Source organism: Mesorhizobium sp. P3_A10 (assembly GCF_056403175.1).
On record NZ_JBFUFZ010000002.1, the window covers coordinates 908,949 to 925,234 of the forward strand.

17 protein-coding genes are annotated in these 16,286 nt (G+C 63.7%); 4 read left to right on the plus strand and 13 right to left on the minus strand.

Going from position 1 to position 16,286, the window contains the following annotated elements; genetic code table 11:
- Positions 1-29: 29 nt before the first annotated feature.
- Complete coding sequence (gene tldD / locus AC1DXU_RS11230) at positions 30-1,442, plus strand: metalloprotease TldD (protein WP_477368127.1); 1,413 nt, start codon at positions 30-32, stop codon at positions 1,440-1,442.
- Between the two features lie 129 nt (positions 1,443-1,571).
- On the opposite strand, the gene AC1DXU_RS11235 is transcribed toward tldD, so the two are convergent.
- From AC1DXU_RS11235 to AC1DXU_RS11280, 10 genes are all read right to left on the minus strand, one after another.
- Positions 1,572-2,813 (minus strand): class I SAM-dependent RNA methyltransferase, encoded by a 1,242-nt coding sequence (locus AC1DXU_RS11235; protein WP_477368129.1) that lies wholly within the window; start codon positions 2,811-2,813, stop codon positions 1,572-1,574.
- Entirely contained in the window at positions 2,810-3,634 is an 825-nt protein-coding gene (locus AC1DXU_RS11240; protein WP_477368132.1) for a TlyA family RNA methyltransferase, read from the minus strand. The genes AC1DXU_RS11235 and AC1DXU_RS11240 overlap by 4 nt, the downstream gene beginning before the upstream one ends.
- An 86-nt stretch (positions 3,635-3,720) precedes the next feature.
- The gene (locus AC1DXU_RS11245) at positions 3,721-4,014 is read right to left on the minus strand and encodes a hypothetical protein (RefSeq protein ID WP_477368135.1); all 294 of its coding nucleotides are present in this window, start codon (positions 4,012-4,014) and stop codon (positions 3,721-3,723) included.
- A 149-nt stretch (positions 4,015-4,163) separates the two neighbouring features.
- Positions 4,164-6,077, minus strand: coding sequence for a 1-deoxy-D-xylulose-5-phosphate synthase (dxs, locus tag AC1DXU_RS11250; RefSeq protein WP_477368138.1), 1,914 nt, complete (start codon positions 6,075-6,077; stop codon positions 4,164-4,166).
- A gap of 109 nt (positions 6,078-6,186) precedes the next feature.
- Positions 6,187-7,107, minus strand: a complete 921-nt coding sequence (locus AC1DXU_RS11255) for a pirin family protein (protein WP_477368141.1) — start codon at positions 7,105-7,107, stop codon at positions 6,187-6,189.
- Positions 7,108-7,116: 9 nt separating this feature from the next.
- Positions 7,117-7,383, minus strand: coding sequence for a DUF2277 domain-containing protein (locus AC1DXU_RS11260; RefSeq protein WP_477368144.1), 267 nt, complete (start codon positions 7,381-7,383; stop codon positions 7,117-7,119).
- A gap of 45 nt (positions 7,384-7,428) precedes the next feature.
- Positions 7,429-7,680: an exodeoxyribonuclease VII small subunit gene (locus AC1DXU_RS11265; protein WP_477243532.1), complete on the minus strand. Its 252-nt coding sequence runs from the start codon at positions 7,678-7,680 to the stop codon at positions 7,429-7,431.
- A gap of 3 nt (positions 7,681-7,683) precedes the next feature.
- On the minus strand, positions 7,684-8,610 hold the full coding sequence (locus tag AC1DXU_RS11270) for a histone deacetylase family protein (RefSeq protein ID WP_477368146.1): 927 nt from the start codon (positions 8,608-8,610) through the stop codon (positions 7,684-7,686).
- A 71-nt stretch (positions 8,611-8,681) separates the two neighbouring features.
- A complete protein-coding gene (locus tag AC1DXU_RS11275; protein WP_477368149.1) occupies positions 8,682-9,665 on the minus strand; it encodes a hypothetical protein in 984 nt (327 codons plus the stop codon).
- An 84-nt stretch (positions 9,666-9,749) separates the two neighbouring features.
- A complete protein-coding gene (locus AC1DXU_RS11280) occupies positions 9,750-10,355 on the minus strand; it encodes a TetR/AcrR family transcriptional regulator (RefSeq protein ID WP_477368152.1) in 606 nt (201 codons plus the stop codon).
- 120 nt (positions 10,356-10,475) lie between these two features.
- On the opposite strand from AC1DXU_RS11280, the gene AC1DXU_RS11285 reads away from it, so the two are divergent.
- Positions 10,476-11,696, plus strand: a complete 1,221-nt coding sequence (locus tag AC1DXU_RS11285) for an MFS transporter (protein ID WP_477368155.1) — start codon at positions 10,476-10,478, stop codon at positions 11,694-11,696.
- A 329-nt stretch (positions 11,697-12,025) separates the two neighbouring features.
- Here the strand turns inward: AC1DXU_RS11285 and ribB are convergent, their stop codons facing one another.
- Complete coding sequence (ribB, locus tag AC1DXU_RS11290) at positions 12,026-13,126, minus strand: 3,4-dihydroxy-2-butanone-4-phosphate synthase (protein WP_477368158.1); 1,101 nt, start codon at positions 13,124-13,126, stop codon at positions 12,026-12,028.
- 36 nt (positions 13,127-13,162) lie between these two features.
- A complete protein-coding gene (aroC, locus tag AC1DXU_RS11295) occupies positions 13,163-14,263 on the minus strand; it encodes a chorismate synthase (RefSeq protein ID WP_477315960.1) in 1,101 nt (366 codons plus the stop codon).
- Positions 14,264-14,446: 183 nt separating this feature from the next.
- Here aroC and AC1DXU_RS11300 point away from each other — a divergent pair, with 183 nt between their 5' ends.
- Together AC1DXU_RS11300 and AC1DXU_RS11305 are read left to right on the plus strand one after the other, a co-directional pair.
- Entirely contained in the window at positions 14,447-14,701 is a 255-nt protein-coding gene (locus tag AC1DXU_RS11300) for a DUF1344 domain-containing protein (RefSeq protein WP_477315958.1), read from the plus strand.
- A gap of 228 nt (positions 14,702-14,929) precedes the next feature.
- Positions 14,930-15,646: a carbonic anhydrase gene (locus tag AC1DXU_RS11305; protein WP_477368161.1), complete on the plus strand. Its 717-nt coding sequence runs from the start codon at positions 14,930-14,932 to the stop codon at positions 15,644-15,646.
- Positions 15,647-15,649: 3 nt separating this feature from the next.
- Here AC1DXU_RS11305 and AC1DXU_RS11310 read toward each other — a convergent pair whose 3' ends face one another.
- Complete coding sequence (locus AC1DXU_RS11310) at positions 15,650-16,237, minus strand: histidine phosphatase family protein (RefSeq protein ID WP_477368164.1); 588 nt, start codon at positions 16,235-16,237, stop codon at positions 15,650-15,652.
- Between the last annotated feature and the right edge of the window lie 49 nt (positions 16,238-16,286).

The window sequence follows — 16,286 nt, forward strand, 5'->3', positions numbered from 1 at the left end:
CCGTAAAACCGTTGTTGAAGGACCCCACCATGAACAGCCTGATCGGCCAATTCGACATTTCCGACGATCGCATCAAACAGATCGTCGCTGAGACCCTCAACGGCGCCGACGACGGTGAGCTGTTCCTCGAATACAGCGAAAGCGAAGCGCTGATGTTCGACAATGGCCGGCTGAAGACCGCCAATTTCAACACCGACCAGGGTTTTGGCCTGCGCGCTGTCGCCGGCGAAGCCAGCGGCTATGCGCATTCCAGCGATCTCTCGGAAGCTTCGCTGCTGCGTGCAGCGGACGCCGTTTCAACGGTCAAGGGCGGCTATTCCGGCACGCTTGCCGCGGCGCCGGCGCGCACCAACCGCCATCTCTACGGCGACGAGAACCCGATCCCCTCGCCTTCCTTCGAGGTCAAGGCAAAGCTACTGCAGGAAATCGATGCCTGGTTGCGCGCCGAGGACCCGCGCGTGCGCCAGGTGACGGCCTCGCTCGCTGCGTCCTGGCAGCATGTCGAGATCGTGCGCGCCGACGGCCAGATGGTGCGCGACATTCGCCCGCTGGTCCGTATCAACGTCTCCGTCGTGGTCGGCGATGGCGACCGCCAGGAGAGCGGCTCCTACGGCATGGGCGGACGCAAGGCCTTTGGTGAATTCCTGGTCGAGGACAGCTGGAAGCACGCGGCCAAGGAGGCACTGCGGCAAGCGCTGGTCAATCTCGAAGCCATTCCGGCGCCCGCCGGCACATTCGACATCGTGCTGTCCAGTGGCTGGCCGGGCGTCATGCTGCACGAGGCCGTCGGCCACGGGCTGGAAGGCGATTTCAACCGCAAGAAGACATCGGCCTTCGCCGGGCTGCTCGGCCAGCAGGTCGCCGCCAAAGGCGTCACTGTCGTAGACGACGGCACCATGCCCGAGCGCCGCGGCTCGCTGACTGTCGACGACGAAGGCACGCCTTCGGCCCGCAATGTGCTGATCGATGACGGCAAGCTCGTCGGCTACATGCAGGACCGCCAGAACGCCCGGCTGATGGGCATGAAGGCGACCGGCAATGGCAGGCGCGAAGGCTACGCGCACCAGCCGATGCCGCGCATGACCAACACCTACATGACCTCGGGCGACATGGAGCCGGACGAGATCATCGCCTCGGTCAAGAACGGCATCTATGCCGTTTCCTTCGGCGGTGGCCAGGTCGACATCACCTCGGGCAAATTCGTGTTCGGCTGCACCGAGGCCTACATGATCGAGAACGGCAAGGTGACGCAGCCGATCAAGGGCGCCATGCTGATCGGCAACGGGCCGGACGCCATGCATCGCGTGTCGATGATCGGCAACGACATGAAGCTCGACAATGGCATCGGCATGTGCGGCAAGGCCGGCCAGGGCGTGCCGGTCGGTGTCGGCCAGCCGCATCTCAGGATGAACCAGATGACGGTCGGCGGCACCAGGGTTTGAGGCGATGGCCGTCGGAGACAAAATCGTGGACAGCAGTTCGACCGATGATCAAGTCACACAACCTGCTCCGGTCTTTCCCCCAACGCGGCCAGACGATGTGTTCGGGTGCCTGCCAGACTCGCTACTGATCTAACGCCGTCGTTTCGGCTTCTCCAGCAGCGCCACCGCCTCGACATGCGACGACCACAGGAACTGGTCGATCGGGGTGACGCTCTTCAGCGTATAGCCACCGTCGATGAGGATGCGCAGATCCCGCGCCAGCGTCACCGGATTGCAGGAGACGGCGACGACCAGCGGCACGTCGGAACGGGCGATCTGCTTCGACTGGTCCTCGGCGCCGGCGCGCGGCGGATCGAAGACAAGACCGTCGAAGGCATTCAGCTCCTTGAAGGTGAGCGGCCGGCGGAACAGGTCGCGGCGTTCGGCGGTCACCCGCTTCAGGCCGGAGGCGAAACGAAATCCCCGGTCGAGCGCCGCAAGCGCTGCGGCATCGCCGTCCACCGCATGGACTTCCGATTTCGCCGCCAGGCGCAGCGCAAAACTACCGCAGCCGGCAAAAAGATCAGCGACCTTCTTGGCACGTTTCAGATGTCCGCCAACAATATCGGCCATCGCCTGCTCGGCGACCTGCGTCGCCTGCAGGAAGGCGCCTGGCGGCACGGCGACGGCGATACCGCCAAACATGACCACGGGCTTCTTCGGCTCGACGACGATCTCGTCATCGACCGAAAGCCTGGCCAGCCCTTGCGCAATGACAAAGTTGGAGGCGACGCGGCGCTGGTTCTCGCCGAGCTTGCCGGACTCGTGAACAGCGACGTCGAGGCCGGAGCCGGTCACCGTCACCGTCATGCGGAACGATTTGGTCGTGGCGCACACGAGTTCCGCGAGTGCCCTCAGACGATCGAGCGCGGCGACGATCTCGGGCAATGAGATCGGACATTCCTCGATGGGAATGATTTCCGACGACAGCGCGCGAACGAAACCCAGCTTCATGCCGGCCTCGCCGCGGCGGGCCGTGAAGACGACGCGGCGGCGCGTGTGCGGCGCGCACGGCACCAGCGCACCGATGTCAGTGGCAATGCCCTTGCTCTTCAGCGCCTGCACGACCTTTTCGCGCTTCCATTGGTGATAGGCTTCGGCTTCCAGATGCTGGAGGGCGCAGCCGCCGCATTCGGTGAAATGCCGGCAGGCGGGATCGATCCGCAGCGGCGACGTTTCCAGCACCGCCATCAGCGTGGCGCGGTCCTTTTCGCGCGCCGCGGTGACGGTTTCGCCGGGCAGCGCAAACGGAATGAACACCTCGCCGGTTTCGGCCTCGGCAACGCCGTCACCTTGGGAGCCCAGTCTTGCGATGGTAAAGCGCGCGCTCATTGAGCGCCACCCTTGGGATCGCTGCCCTTGGGATCGCTGCCCCTGGGATCGCTGCCCTTGGCGTCCTTGATGCCGGCAAGCAGAAACTCGCGATTGCCGTCGCCGCCTTCGATCGGCGACAGGTGCAGCCCCAGCGTGCGCCAGCCAGGGACGCCTTCGAGCCACTCCTGCAACAGGCCGGCAACGCGCGCGGCATCGTAGGGGTCTTTCAGCAGGCCACCCTTGCCGATCGCCTCGCGGCCAGCCTCGAATTGCGGCTTGACCAGGAACACGGCTTTCGCGCCACTTCTGGCCAGAGCGAGCGCCGGCGGCAGCGCCAGTTTCAGTGAGATGAAGCTGACATCGGAAACGATGAAATCGGGAATGCGACCGGCCAGATCCGCGACGGAAAGTTCGCGAGCATTCAGCCCTTCGATCGCTGTTACGCGCGGATCGCCGGAAATGTCGGGATGCATCTGGCCATGTCCGACATCGATCGCGGTGACATGGGCCGCACCGCGTTCGAGCAGCACCTGGGTGAAGCCGCCGGTCGAGGCGCCGATGTCGAGCGCTTCGCTGCCGGCAGGATTGAGACCGAAATGATCGAGCCCGGCGATCAGCTTCAGTGCCGCGCGCGATACATAGCCCTGCGCCGGGTCGTCGATGGCGATCAGGCATTGCGGCAAGACGGTCTGGCCGGGCTTGCGAGCGATGGTGCCGTCGACCGTCACCGTGCCGCGCTCGACCGCATCACGGGCGCGCGAGCGGCTGGCGAACAGGCCGCGTGCGACGAGCAGTTCGTCGAGCCGCTGGCGTGTGCTGGCTGGCAGAGGGGAATTCATCGGCCTTCATGGCGAAAGCCGGCGATGATGGCAAGCACCTTGCGGCCGATCGGCATTGAACGACCCGCAGTGGCCATCCGCGGATGTCAGAAAATCGTGCGCGAAACCTGCCGTTCGACGGCCGGCGCCAGACCGTCATTGCTGTCGCCGGAAGCCTGTTTGCGCGGGCGCTCCGCGGGAACGGATGCCGTCGATACGGCGTCCGGAACGACGACGAATTGTGGCCTTTGCTTGTAGGAAAAGCCGCCGCGGATGTCGCCGATCTTGCCGGCGACGATGCCCATCACCGCCTTTTCGAGATTGCGGTCATAGCGCGTTTCGGCCATGGCCGGCGCGGCGATAGCGGCCGCAAGGGCCACGCCGCACAGAAGCGTTCTCATTGTTCTTAACTCCCTGCCTTGGGCACGTTCTAGCAGGGCGCCGTTGAAAAACGGCCAAGAGACACGGTAAGCAAAACAACAAATGGCAACGTAAACAGCGCGTTACGATCGATAGCCGACAAACTGATTCAGAGGTTTGAGATTTTGATTCAGGCGCGCTGGGCGCGCGCCGTATGTCCAAGCGCGACGAAGACGGTGCGCACGATGCCGGCCGCGTCCAGCCCGGCGTCGGCATACATTTTTTCGGGCTTGGCGTGATCGGTGAACGCGTCGGGCAACACCAGCGGGCGTACCTTCAGGCCGCTTTCCAGCAATCCTTCATGGGCGAGGAACTGCAGCACGTGGCTGGCAAAGCCGCCGACCGCGCCCTCTTCCACCGTCACCAGCACTTCGTGCGAACGGGCGAGCCGACGGATCAGATCTTCGTCGAGCGGCTTGGCGAAACGGGCGTCGGCAACGGTGGTCGAAAGCCCGGCCGCGCCAAGCTCCTCGGCCGCAGCCAGGCAATCCTGCAGCCGCGTGCCGAAGGACAGCAGCGCAACCTTGGTGCCTTCCCTGACGATGCGGCCCTTGCCGATTTCGAGCACCGAGCCGCGTTCCGGCATGTCGACACCGACGCCGTTGCCGCGCGGATAGCGGAAGGCGATCGGGCCGTCATCGTAGCTTGCCGCCGTGCGCACCATGTGTCGAAGCTCGGCCTCGTCGGCCGCCGCCATGACGACAAAGCCGGGCAGCGTCGCCAGGAAGGTGGTGTCGAAAGCGCCGCAATGGGTGGCGCCATCGGCACCGACGAAACCGGCGCGATCGATGGGAAAGCGCACCGGCAATTTCTGGATCGCCACATCGTGGACGACCTGGTCGTAGGCGCGCTGCAGGAAGGTCGAATAGATGGCGGCGAAAGGCTTGAAGCCTTCGGTGGCGAGGCCGGCGGCAAAGGTCACCGCATGCTGCTCGGCGATGCCGACGTCGAAGACCCTTGTCGGGAACGCTTCGCCGAACAGGTCGAGGCCGGTGCCGTTCGGCATGGCGGCGGTGACAGCGACGATGCGATCGTCCTCGCGGGCCTCCTGGACCAGACTTTCGGCAAAGACCTTGGTGTAGCTCGGGGCGTTGGCCGGCGCCTTGGCCTGCGCGCCGGTGATGACATCGAACTTGTTGACGCCATGATATTTGTCGGCGGCAGCCTCGGCCGGCCCGTAGCCCTTGCCCTTCTGGGTGACGACATGGATCAGCACCGGGCCGTCGCCATTGTCGCGGACGTTCTTCAGCACCGGGATCAGATGCTCGAGATTGTGCCCGTCGATCGGGCCGATGTGATAGAAGCCAAGCTCCTCGAACAGCGTGCCGCCAGTGACGTAGCCGCGGGCATGCTCGACCGCCCGGGTGATGGCGCGATCGGCACGCTTGCCGAGATAGGAGGTCAGCTTCTTGCCGAAATCGCGCAGGCCCAGATAAGTCTTGCCGGAGGCCAGACGCGCCAGATAGGCGCTCATGGCGCCGGTCGGCGGGGCGATCGACATGTCGTTGTCGTTGAGGATAACGATCAGCCGCGCATCGAGCGCGCCGGCATTGTTCATCGCCTCATAGGCCATGCCGGCCGACATGGCGCCGTCACCGATGACGGCAATGACATTGTTGTGGCCGCCGGAGAGATCGCGCGCAGCCGCCATGCCGAGGCCGGCGGAAATCGAAGTCGAGGAGTGCGCGGCGCCAAACGGATCGTATTCGCTCTCGGCGCGCCGGGTGAAGCCGGACAGACCACCCTCCTGGCGCAGCGTGCGGATGCGGTCGCGGCGGCCGGTCAGGATCTTGTGCGGATAGGCCTGGTGGCCGACATCCCAGATCAGCCGGTCGTCCGGCGTGTTGAAGACGTAGTGCAGCGCCACCGTCAGTTCGACCACGCCAAGGCCGGCGCCGAGATGTCCACCGGTGTGGGACACCGCATCGATCAGCTCGGCACGAAGCTCCGCAGCCAGCTGCGGGAGCTCGCTTTCGGCAAGCGTGCGCAGGTCGGCCGGAATGCGGACCTTGTCGAGAAGCGGTGTGTTAAGCGTTGCGTTCACTTGTTAAGGGGCCTGCTCAGATACGATGTTCATGCGCGTCGATCATGGGCGAAATATGCCTCCGACCGGCGAATGTAAATGCGTGTCAGTGACGCGGATGGTTCTGACGTTAATTGTCCGGTAACGGAATGAACTCTTCCTCATCTCCAGGAACGATATCGAAGCGGCCTGTCTTCCATTCTTGTTTGGCCTGTTCGATACGTTCCTTCGACGACGAAACGAAGTTCCACCAGATGTAGCGCGGCGAGCCGAGCGAAGCGCCGCCGAACAGCATGAAATGGGCACCGCTTTCCGACGAGACGATGATCTCGTCGCCCGGCTTGAACACCAATAGCCGCTCGGCCGGAAAGCGATCGCCTGAGATCGAAACCACGCCGTCCAGCGTATAGATGGCGCGTTCCTCGGCATCGGCGGGGATTTTCACGCTGGCGCCGGGCGCCAGCCTGAGGTCGGCATAAAGCGTGTCCGAGGCGGTGGCGACGGGCGACCGCAGCCCGGAAAAGGCACCGATGACAATGCGGCCACTGACGCCTTCGGCGTCGATTTCGGGCAGGCGCAGGGCGGCGGTGTTCTCGAAGACCGGGTCGACCTCCTCCTTGCCGTCGGGCAGCGCCAGCCAGGTCTGCAGGCCGGAGACCGACATCGGCGCGCCGCGCAATTCTTCCGGGGTGCGCTCGGAATGGACAATGCCGCGGCCGGCGGTCATCAGATTCACGTCGCCGGGCTGGATGACCATTTCGGTACCGAGCGAATCGCGATGCCTGATCTTGCCGTCGAACAGATAGGTGACGGTGGACAGGCCGATATGCGGATGCGGCCGCACATCGAGCGCCTGGCCGGCGCGCAGAATGGCAGGCCCCATGCGGTCGAAGAAGATGAACGGCCCGACCAGCCGGCGTTTGGCAGTCGGCAGCGCGCGCCGGACCTGAAAACCGCCAATATCCTTGGCGTTCGGAATGACCATCAGCTCGATCTGGTCGCTGGCGAAGGCGTCACCAGGCTGCGGGTCGTTGCCGGGGAAGAAGCTCATCGGATGTCCTCAGGCGAAGCGGAGTGCGGATTTGGCCTTTGCCTTGGCCGCCACCTCCTCGCGATTGCGCGGATGATGATGGGTTTCCATGGAATGGAGCAGCTCGTGCGCCGATGCGGCAATCGCCTCGACGGCACGGTCGAAGGCCGCCTGATTGCGCTGCGAGGGTCGCGTCGTTCCGCTCAATTTGCGCACGAACTGAAGCGCGGCGTCGCGGATCTCGTCATGGGTTGCCGGCGGATCGAAATTGAACAGGGTCTTGATGTTTCTGCACATGCTTGAACTCCTTACCTGCTTTCTCTGCCCGCCCCGTTTTGCAACCTATTCCGCGTCGAGTGGCTCCGTCCCGACCGGCTTGCCGTCGCGTGACAGCCTGATCTTCTCGACCTTGTCCTCGGCCGCCTTCAGCAGCCGGTCGCAATGCAGCTTCAGCGCCTCGCCGCGCTCATAGATCTTGATCGACTGGTCAAGCGGCACGTCGCCGCGTTCCAGATCATCGACGATCTTTTCCAATGCGTCGAGTGCCTGCTCGAAGCTCATCGCCTTGACGTCTTCGTTCACTTCGCCAGCCATCCTCTATCCTTTCATCAGTCGCCCGACATGGGCGGCGACCGAAAATGCCAGTCCCTGCAGATCGTAGCCGCCCTCGAGCAGGCTGACGAGCCGGTTGCCACTGTGGCGCGCGGCGCGCTCGAGCAACTGGCCGGTCGCCCAGTCGAAATCGTCCTCGGTCAGGTTGATCTGCGCCAGCGGGTCGCGATGGTGCGCGTCGAAGCCGGCGGAAATTATGATCAGGTCGGGCGCGAAATTGTCGAGCGCCGGCAAAACCCTGGACAGGAAGGCATCGCGGAACAGCTCCGAGCCGGTCTCCGGCGCCAGCGGCGCGTTGACGATGTTGCCGGCGCCGGTCTCGCTCTTGGCGCCGGTGCCGGGGTAAAGCGGCATCTGGTGCGTCGAACAATAGAGCACCGACGGATCGTCCCAGAAAATGTCCTGCGTGCCGTTGCCGTGATGCACGTCCCAATCGACGACGGCGACGCGCTCGACGCCGTGCTTGTTTTGCGCGTAACGGGCGGCGATCGCCGCGGTGTTGAAGAGACAAAAGCCCATGGCCGTAGTCTTTTCAGCGTGATGGCCGGGTGGCCGCGCGGCGACAAAGACGTTGTCGGCACGGCCCGAAAAAACATCGTCGACGGCAGCATTGGCGGCGCCGATCGCCGTCACCGCGGCCTGCCAGCTTTTCGGGCTGGCGCTGGTGTCGGCATCGATCGAGACGATGCCGGTCTCGGGTATGGCGGCGCGAACGCGGGCGACGAAATCCTGCGGGTGGGCATAGAGGATGGTTGCCTCGTCACCTTCCGGCGCCTTGACGCGATCGAGTGCCGCAAAGGCCTCGTCGTCGAGCACGCGCTCGATGGCGCGCAAGCGGTCGGGCCGCTCTGGATGACCGGGCGGCGTCAGGTGTTCGAGGAAGATCGGGTGGGTGTAGAGCCTTGTGACCATGTCCCGATATAGGCGCGCCCGGCCGCTTTGACCATGTTTTCGCGTTGGGAAAGGACGACGTTCAACAGAGTTTAGGTGCCGGGCGTCGGCTGGGTCCAGCGCGAGCCGCCGAACGAGGCCAGTGCCTTTTCCTTGAGCTCCCTGAACTTCGACGAAGCCTCGGCCAGCCGCCGGTCCCAGTCGGGATTTGGCACCTGGCCCTGGATGGTCTTGAAATAGACCTGCATCAGGCAAGCGATGGCGAAGGGTTCGATGAAGGCGGCCTTGAAGGCCCAGGCAAAGACGATGGCGAGCACGAAGGCCCAGCCTGCGAGCTGCCCCGGCATGAGGTAGAGAATGGCGGCGGCTGGTGCCAGCATCAGCAGGAAGATGACCAGGGACACGCCCCACATGATGACCGCCAGCCAGACGGCGTTCTTGACCATGGTCTTGCCGTTCTGCGCATAGAGCACGACGCCTTGCCGCGCCGTCTCGAAGGGCGAGGCAGAATTGATGCGGATGTTGTAGCCGAGGATGATCTCGTCGACATAGGTCAGCGACAGGCGGATGACGGTGTTGATGAAACTGACCACGCCACTCAAGCCGGGAATGGGCAAGAAGGCGGCAATGCCGCCGATCAGGCCGGTAATGGCGCGGATAGCGCCCTTGACCAGCTGGTCGAGCACGAAAAGGATGTTGGCTTCGGCGAAACGCTGGGTCACCACATCCCTGGCATAGGCGATCTGGCTCTGGCCGCCGGGAACGTCGCGGCCGTCGATCAGGTGGACCATCACCGCGATGTGGCCGGCCTTGACGATGTAGAGGATGTATTCGCGGATCCAGTAGACGGCGATCGAAACGACCCCGATACCGACCACGCCGCCCCATAGGGCAAACGACATTGGGCCGTCAGGATCGGTCGAGATATGGCCGACGCCATAGCCAACGCTGGCGCCGGTGCCGGTCGCCACGATGTAGGCCAGCGTGATGCCGAAATAGACGATCATGCGAAAGACGATGAAGGGCCATGTCCGCATCATGATGGACACCGACCTGCCGATCTCGAAATCCCACATCTCCCGAATCTCCGCTCAGAGATGGGGGCAGAGGATGAACCCAGGCTGGCGATTGTCAATCTCAAGCCGACCGACGACCACCGATTATCCCGGCAAATTGCCGGCTCGCTTGAGCAGCCCTTCGAGAAGGACGTTGAATGCCTTCACCGCCTTTTTCGACGTGGCTTCGGGATCGTCGGAATTTGCGATCCACTGCGCCGCATGCAGCGAAGCGCCGCTGACCAGCCTTGCCGCGGCTTCGGCATCGACGCTGATGATGGTGCCCTCGTCGCTCAACCTTTGAAGGTTCTCCGTCATCAAGCGGATGCATTCGTTCTGGCTCGGCCATTGCGAAGGATCGCCAAGCACCGCCGGCCCGTCGCGCAACACGATGCGCTGAATCTCCCGCTCGAGCGCCATCTCGATATAGGCCGTGCATTCATCGACAAAGCCGCTCCAGAGCGTGTCCGCTTTGGCTGAAACGACTTTCAGCCGGGCAAACATCTCGGCGTCGATCTCTGCGATCACCGCCTGAAGAAGCCCCTTCTTGTCGCCGAAGTGATGATAGAGCGCACCGCGCGTCAGCCCGGCCGAGGCGGTGAAGTCATCCATAGAGGCTTCGGCATAACCGACGGTGCCAAAGGCGTGGCGCGCAGCCGCCACCAGCTTGGCACGAGTCTCGGCGATCATCTCCTTGCGGGGTTTGTGCATGGTTCTGGCCCTACTAACATACGTCTCGTATGCCAATTTACATACGCGGCGTATGCTCTATTTGACATTCATACGCAACGTATGTAATTGTCGAACCGGCCTTTGTCGAGGAGCCAGACCATGCGAAATCCCTATTCGGAAATCTTTCGCGCCCCTGGCGCCAAAGGTTTCGCCGCCGCCGGCTTCGTTGCCCGGCTGCCGATCGCCATGGCGCCGATCGGGATCGTCGCCATGCTGTCGCAGACGCATGGCGAATACTGGCTGGCCGGCGCTGTCTCGGCGACATACGCATTGACCAATGCCTTTCTAGCGCCGCAGATATCCAGGCTGGTGGACCGCCTTGGCCAGACCCGCATCGTCGTGCCGACCACGGTCCTTTCTGTGCTGGCTTTCGTGATCCTGATCGCGGCGGCCAATCAGCACTGGCCGATATGGACGCTGTTCGTGTCGGCGCTGATGGCCGCCGCCATGCCCAGCATTCCGGCAATGGTGCGCGCGCGCTGGACCGAGATTTTTCGGGATCGCCCCGAGATGAACACCGCGTTCGCCTTCGAATCGGCAGCTGACGAGCTGGTCTATGTCGCCGGGGCGTCGCTATCGGTGGGCCTGAGCGTCGCCCTGCTCCCGGAAGCGGGCATGCTGGCGAGCACGTTGTTCCTCGCCTTCGGCTCGATGGCCTTCATCCTGCAGCGCACGACCGAGCCGCGGGTGCGGCCGGTGGGACACGGTTCGCGCGGCTCGGCAATCCGCCTGCGCGCCGTTCAGATCATCACCTTCGCCCTGATCTTTATCGGCGCGACTTTTGCGACCACGGAAGTGAGCACCGTGGCGATCACCAAGGAGCTTGGCCTGCCAGGTGCTGCCAGCCTCGTCATCGGCGTCTATGCGCTGGGATCGTTCGTCGTCGGCATCATCATCGGCACCTTGAACCTGAAAACGCCGCTACAACACCAGCTGGCCATCGCGATCGCCGTCATCACGCTCACCACGCTGCCGCTGCTGGTTGCCGACACGGTGCCGCTGCTGGCGCTGACCGTGTTCCTCAGCGGCCTAGCGATCTCGCCGACCTTCATCACCGCATTCGGCCTGATCGAGCGGCGCGTGCCGGAGGCTATGCTGACCGAGGGCATCACCTGGGTCACCACCGGCATCGGCATCGGCATGGCGCTGGGTTCCTTCGCCGCCGGCGCGGTGGTGGATGCGTTCGGTGCACAGAACGGCTTCTGGGTTTCCGTCGCGTCGGGTGGGCTGGCGCTGACAACCGTGCTGCTCGGCATGCACAGCCTGGCCACCCATGACTGCGAACTGGACGGGTGCGCAGCTGCAATCCCGACCGAGTGACGTGGACAAGCATCCAGCCGTCTGTGTCGAGAACGCGGACGTTCAGAATTGGCAGCGGCCTCCGGGACGTCGTCATCCCAGGGCGAAGCAGGAGCGAAGCTCCGTCGCGGAGACCCTGGGATCCATGCCGCGACTTTTGCCCTAAAGTGCAGCGGAGCAGAATTCTGAACCGTCGCAGCGTGTCGAATTCACGGCATGGATCCTATGGTCTGCGCCGCGTCGCTTCGCTCCTTGCTTCGCCATAGGATGACGACTGCACGGAGGCTCCAGCCAATCGCCAACGCATGCGACCTGCCCGCAATCCTTCCGATGCGTCACTCTTGCACGAACTACAAAATCTCGGTCTTGGCGATATGGATGCCAAAGCCTTCGAGGCCGACATAGTGGCGCTCGCGCGAGGCGATCAGGTTGATCGAGGAAATGCCGAGATCCTTGAGGATCTGCGCGCCGAGGCCGATCTCGCGCCATTCGTTTTCGCGGCGGCGTGCCTCTTCGTGATCCTCGCGATCGGTGGGAGCGGGACGCTTGCGCTCCTGATGGGCAACGCCGACAGAACCCTCTCTGAGATAGACGATGACGCCGCGCTTGCGCTCGCCCATCGTTTGCATGATGCCGTCGAGCTTGTGGCTGGTGCCGAACACGTCACTGACCACATCCTCGGAATGCAGCCGCACCGGCACATCCTCGCCGTCGCGGATGTCGCCGAAGACGATCGCCACGTGGTGCATCGAGTCCCAGGGCAGCGTGTAGGTGAAGACCTGCGCCTTGCCACCAGGCGTGTCGATGTCGGAACAGGCGACGCGCTCGACCAGCGTTTCCTTGCGCTGGCGGTAGGCGATGAGGTCGGCGACCGAAATCTGCTTCAAGCTGTGCTTTTCGGCAAAGGCCTGTACCTGCGGGCCGCGCATGACGGTGCCGTCATCGTTGACCAGTTCGGAAATGACGCCGATCGGCGGCAGGCCGGCGAGCTTGCACAGGTCGACCGCGGCTTCGGTATGGCCCGAACGCATCAGCACACCGCCCTCGCGGGCGATCAGCGGGAAGATATGGCCGGGGCGGACGAAGTCGGAGGCGCCGACATTGCCGTTGGCAAGGTTGCGCACGGTCAGCGTGCGGTCGTCGGCCGAAATGCCGGTCGTGGTGCCATGCTTGAAGTCGACGCTGACGGTAAAAGCGGTGGTGTGGGCCGAATCATTGTCGGCGACCATCGGCGACAGGTTGAGCCGCTTGGCTTCCTCGCGCGGCATCGGCGTGCAGACGATGCCGGAGGTGTTGCGGACGATGAAGGCCATCTTTTCCGGCGTGCAGTGGACGGCGGCGACGATCAGATCGCCCTCGTTCTCGCGCCCGTCATCGTCCATGACGACGACGATCTCGCCGCGCTCGAAGGCGCGCAGGGCCTCGACGATTTTCTTCTGGTCGTAAGGCATGTCGTCCCGCTTCCGCTCGAATGGCAAGGTTGAAGATCAGACGCGTCCGGTCTGGCCGCGATGACGCAGATAGTGATCGGCAATAGCGCAGGCAACCATCGCCTCGCCGATCGGCACGGCGCGGATGCCGACGCAGGGATCGTGGCGGCCCTTGGTCATGATATCGACGTCGTTGCCGTCCTTGTCGATCGACTTTCGCGGCGTCAGGATCGACGAGGTCGGCTTGACGGCGAAACGCGCGATGATCGCCTGGCCGGTCGAGATGCCGCCGAGAATGCCGCCGGCATTGTTGGACAGGAAAACCGGCTTGCCGTCATTGCCCATGCGCATCTCATCGGCATTCTCTTCTCCGGTGATGCGGGCGGCTTCGAAACCGTTGCCGATCTCGACGCCCTTGACGGCGTTGATCGACATCAGGCCAGACGCGATGTCCTGGTCAAGCTTGGCGTAGATCGGCGCGCCGAGGCCTGCGGGCACGCCGTCGGCGACGATCTCGATGACCGCGCCGACCGAGGAACCAGCCTTGCGAATGCCGTCGAGATATTGGGTGAAGACTGCGACCGAGGCCGGATCGGGGGTGAAGAACGGGTTCTCGGCGTCGCCGATGAAATTCCAGTTCCAGTTGGCGCGATCGATGGATTTGACGCCCATCGACACCAGCGCGCCGCGCACCACCATGCCGGGTACCACCTTGCGAGCGAGCGCGCCTGCCGCTACCCGCGCCGCCGTCTCGCGGGCCGAGGAGCGGCCGCCGCCGCGATAATCGCGCACGCCGTATTTGGTTTCGTAGGTGTAATCGGCATGACCCGGCCGGTATTGGCGGGCGATCTCGCCATAGTCCTTGGAGCGCTGGTCGACATTGTCGATCTGCATCGACACCGGCGTGCCGGTGGTGATCATCGTCTCGCCATCCTCGTCAAGGATGAAACCGGACAGGATTTTCACCTCGTCGGGTTCGCGACGCTGGGTGACGAAACGCGACTGGCCCGGGCGGCGCTTGTCGAGATCGGCCTGGATTTCTGCCCGGGTGAAGCGGATGCCGGGCGGACAGCCGTCGACGACGCAGCCGAGCGCCGGGCCATGGCTTTCGCCCCAGGTGGTGACACGGAAAAGATGGCCGAACGTGTTGTGAGACATAGAAACCAGCCCTGACCGACTTCAGGTCGATCCATGGGCTGCGTTCTATTGGCGTTTTCCACAGGGGTCAAACTGTGATCTGGCGGATTTAGTTTTGACACATTCGGTTGGTTTCTGCTCTGTTCCATTCACCCGTTGGACACTCGCCGCCATCGTGCCGGCGCAATGACAAAGAGGACGATGATGCGTAGCCTGATTGGCGCTGTTGCCGCCGTGTTGCTGATTTCCACCGCCGCCTATGCCGGCCAGACCGAAGGCCTGATCAAGACGGTCGACAAGGACGCGCTGACGCTGACGCTGGAGGACGGCAAATCCTACAAGCTGAACGCCGAAACCGATCTCGATGCGCTGAAGCCGGGCATGGACATCGTCATCGCCTATGATGTGAGCAATGGCGAGAATGTCGTCACCGATATGGAACTGCCTGATACCGAGTAGGATTTCCGGCTCTCCAGTGACGGGCACCAGCCTTTGTAGGGCACTTGCGCCACTTTGGAACGGCTGCTGAGCCGTCGTCTGTCATCACCCGTTTCGACTCCCGGCGTTGAGGTGTTTTGGGTAAAGGCTGGCCCTTGCCAGCACCGTTTCTTGGGCGCAATCTCAGTCTGCAGATAAAGCCACGGTGGATTTCGACCACCATCAGAAGATCGGCGATGGAGCCGAACAATGTGCAGCGACTGCAAGCGCAAAGGGGTTGACCGGAGGGGCTTTCTCAAGGTCGGCGCGGGACTGGTCGCGATCGGTTTTGGTGGGGTTTCCTGGTCGGCACGCGCCGCAGAGGCTGCGCCCGCGCTGCCCCCCGATGAAGCGCTTGCTGCGCTGAAATCCGGCAACGAACGCTACGTCAGTCACCCGGAACTCTGCTCGATCGACCTTGCCGCGCAGAGGAACGCTGTCGCCGCACATCAGGCACCCTGGGCCACGATCATCAGTTGCGCCGACAGTCGCGTTCCGCCGGAGCTGATCTTCGGCGGCCACGGCGTTGGAGAATTGTTCGTCGCCCGCAATGCCGGCAATCTCGTCGACACAGCCACGCTCGGCACGGTCGAATACGGCGCGGCGGTGCTCGGCTCGCCGTTGATCGTCGTCCTGGCGCACACAAGCTGCGGCGCCGTCAAGGCGGCATGTGACGTGGTCGCCAAGAACGCGACTTATCCGGGCGCGATCGGCCCAATGATCGAACCAATCCTGCCCGCGGCGATCGCCGTGCGAAGCGAAAAAGGCGATTTCGTCGACAACGCCGCCAAAGAGAGCGCGCGCAGAACCGCGCGGCGCCTGACCGTTTCGAGCAAGCTGTTGGCCGGTCTCACCGCGGCGGGGACGCTGAAGATTGTCGCGGCGATCTATGACCTACAAACGGGTACGGTGACCTACATCGAATGACAGCTACAGCCACGCCAGGCTCCGGCCATCCAGCCGGAGCACGCGATCCTGCGGCACTTCCAGGCGCGCCGCCTCTCGTTCGGAAACACCTTCCACCAGACGAAACAAGGTCCGTATGACGCCACCATGGGTGACGCAGACTGTCTGGCGGTCGAGCGCATCGAGCCACGGCCTTATCCGTTCGAGCAGCATCTGGTAGCTCTCGGCGCCCTCGCCCGGTGGCTGGAAATTCCATTTGTTCCGGCGGCGCGCCTTGGTCGAGCCGGGATCCCTGGCCTCGATTTCGGCAAAGGTGAAACCCTGCCAGTCGCCAAAGTGCACCTCGACCAGACGCGGATCGGTGCGGTAGGCGTGCGGATCGAGCTGCATCGCCGCGCGGATGCGCTCCATCGTCTCGCGCGTGCGGCGCATCGGGCTGGCGACAAAGTCGAAATCTTCGGGGTTATGGATAAATTCAGCCAGATGTCGGCCATTTTCAGTCGCCTGCTCGCGGCCGAGCACGTTTATGTCTGTGTCGGCCTGCCCTTGTAGCCGGAAGTCGGCGTTCCACTGCGTCTGGCCGTGGCGCACGATGTAGACGAGCGGATACATCAGGTCTTCCGGAAGAACGTCGTGGCAGGCGGGCGAGCGGTGGTATTCG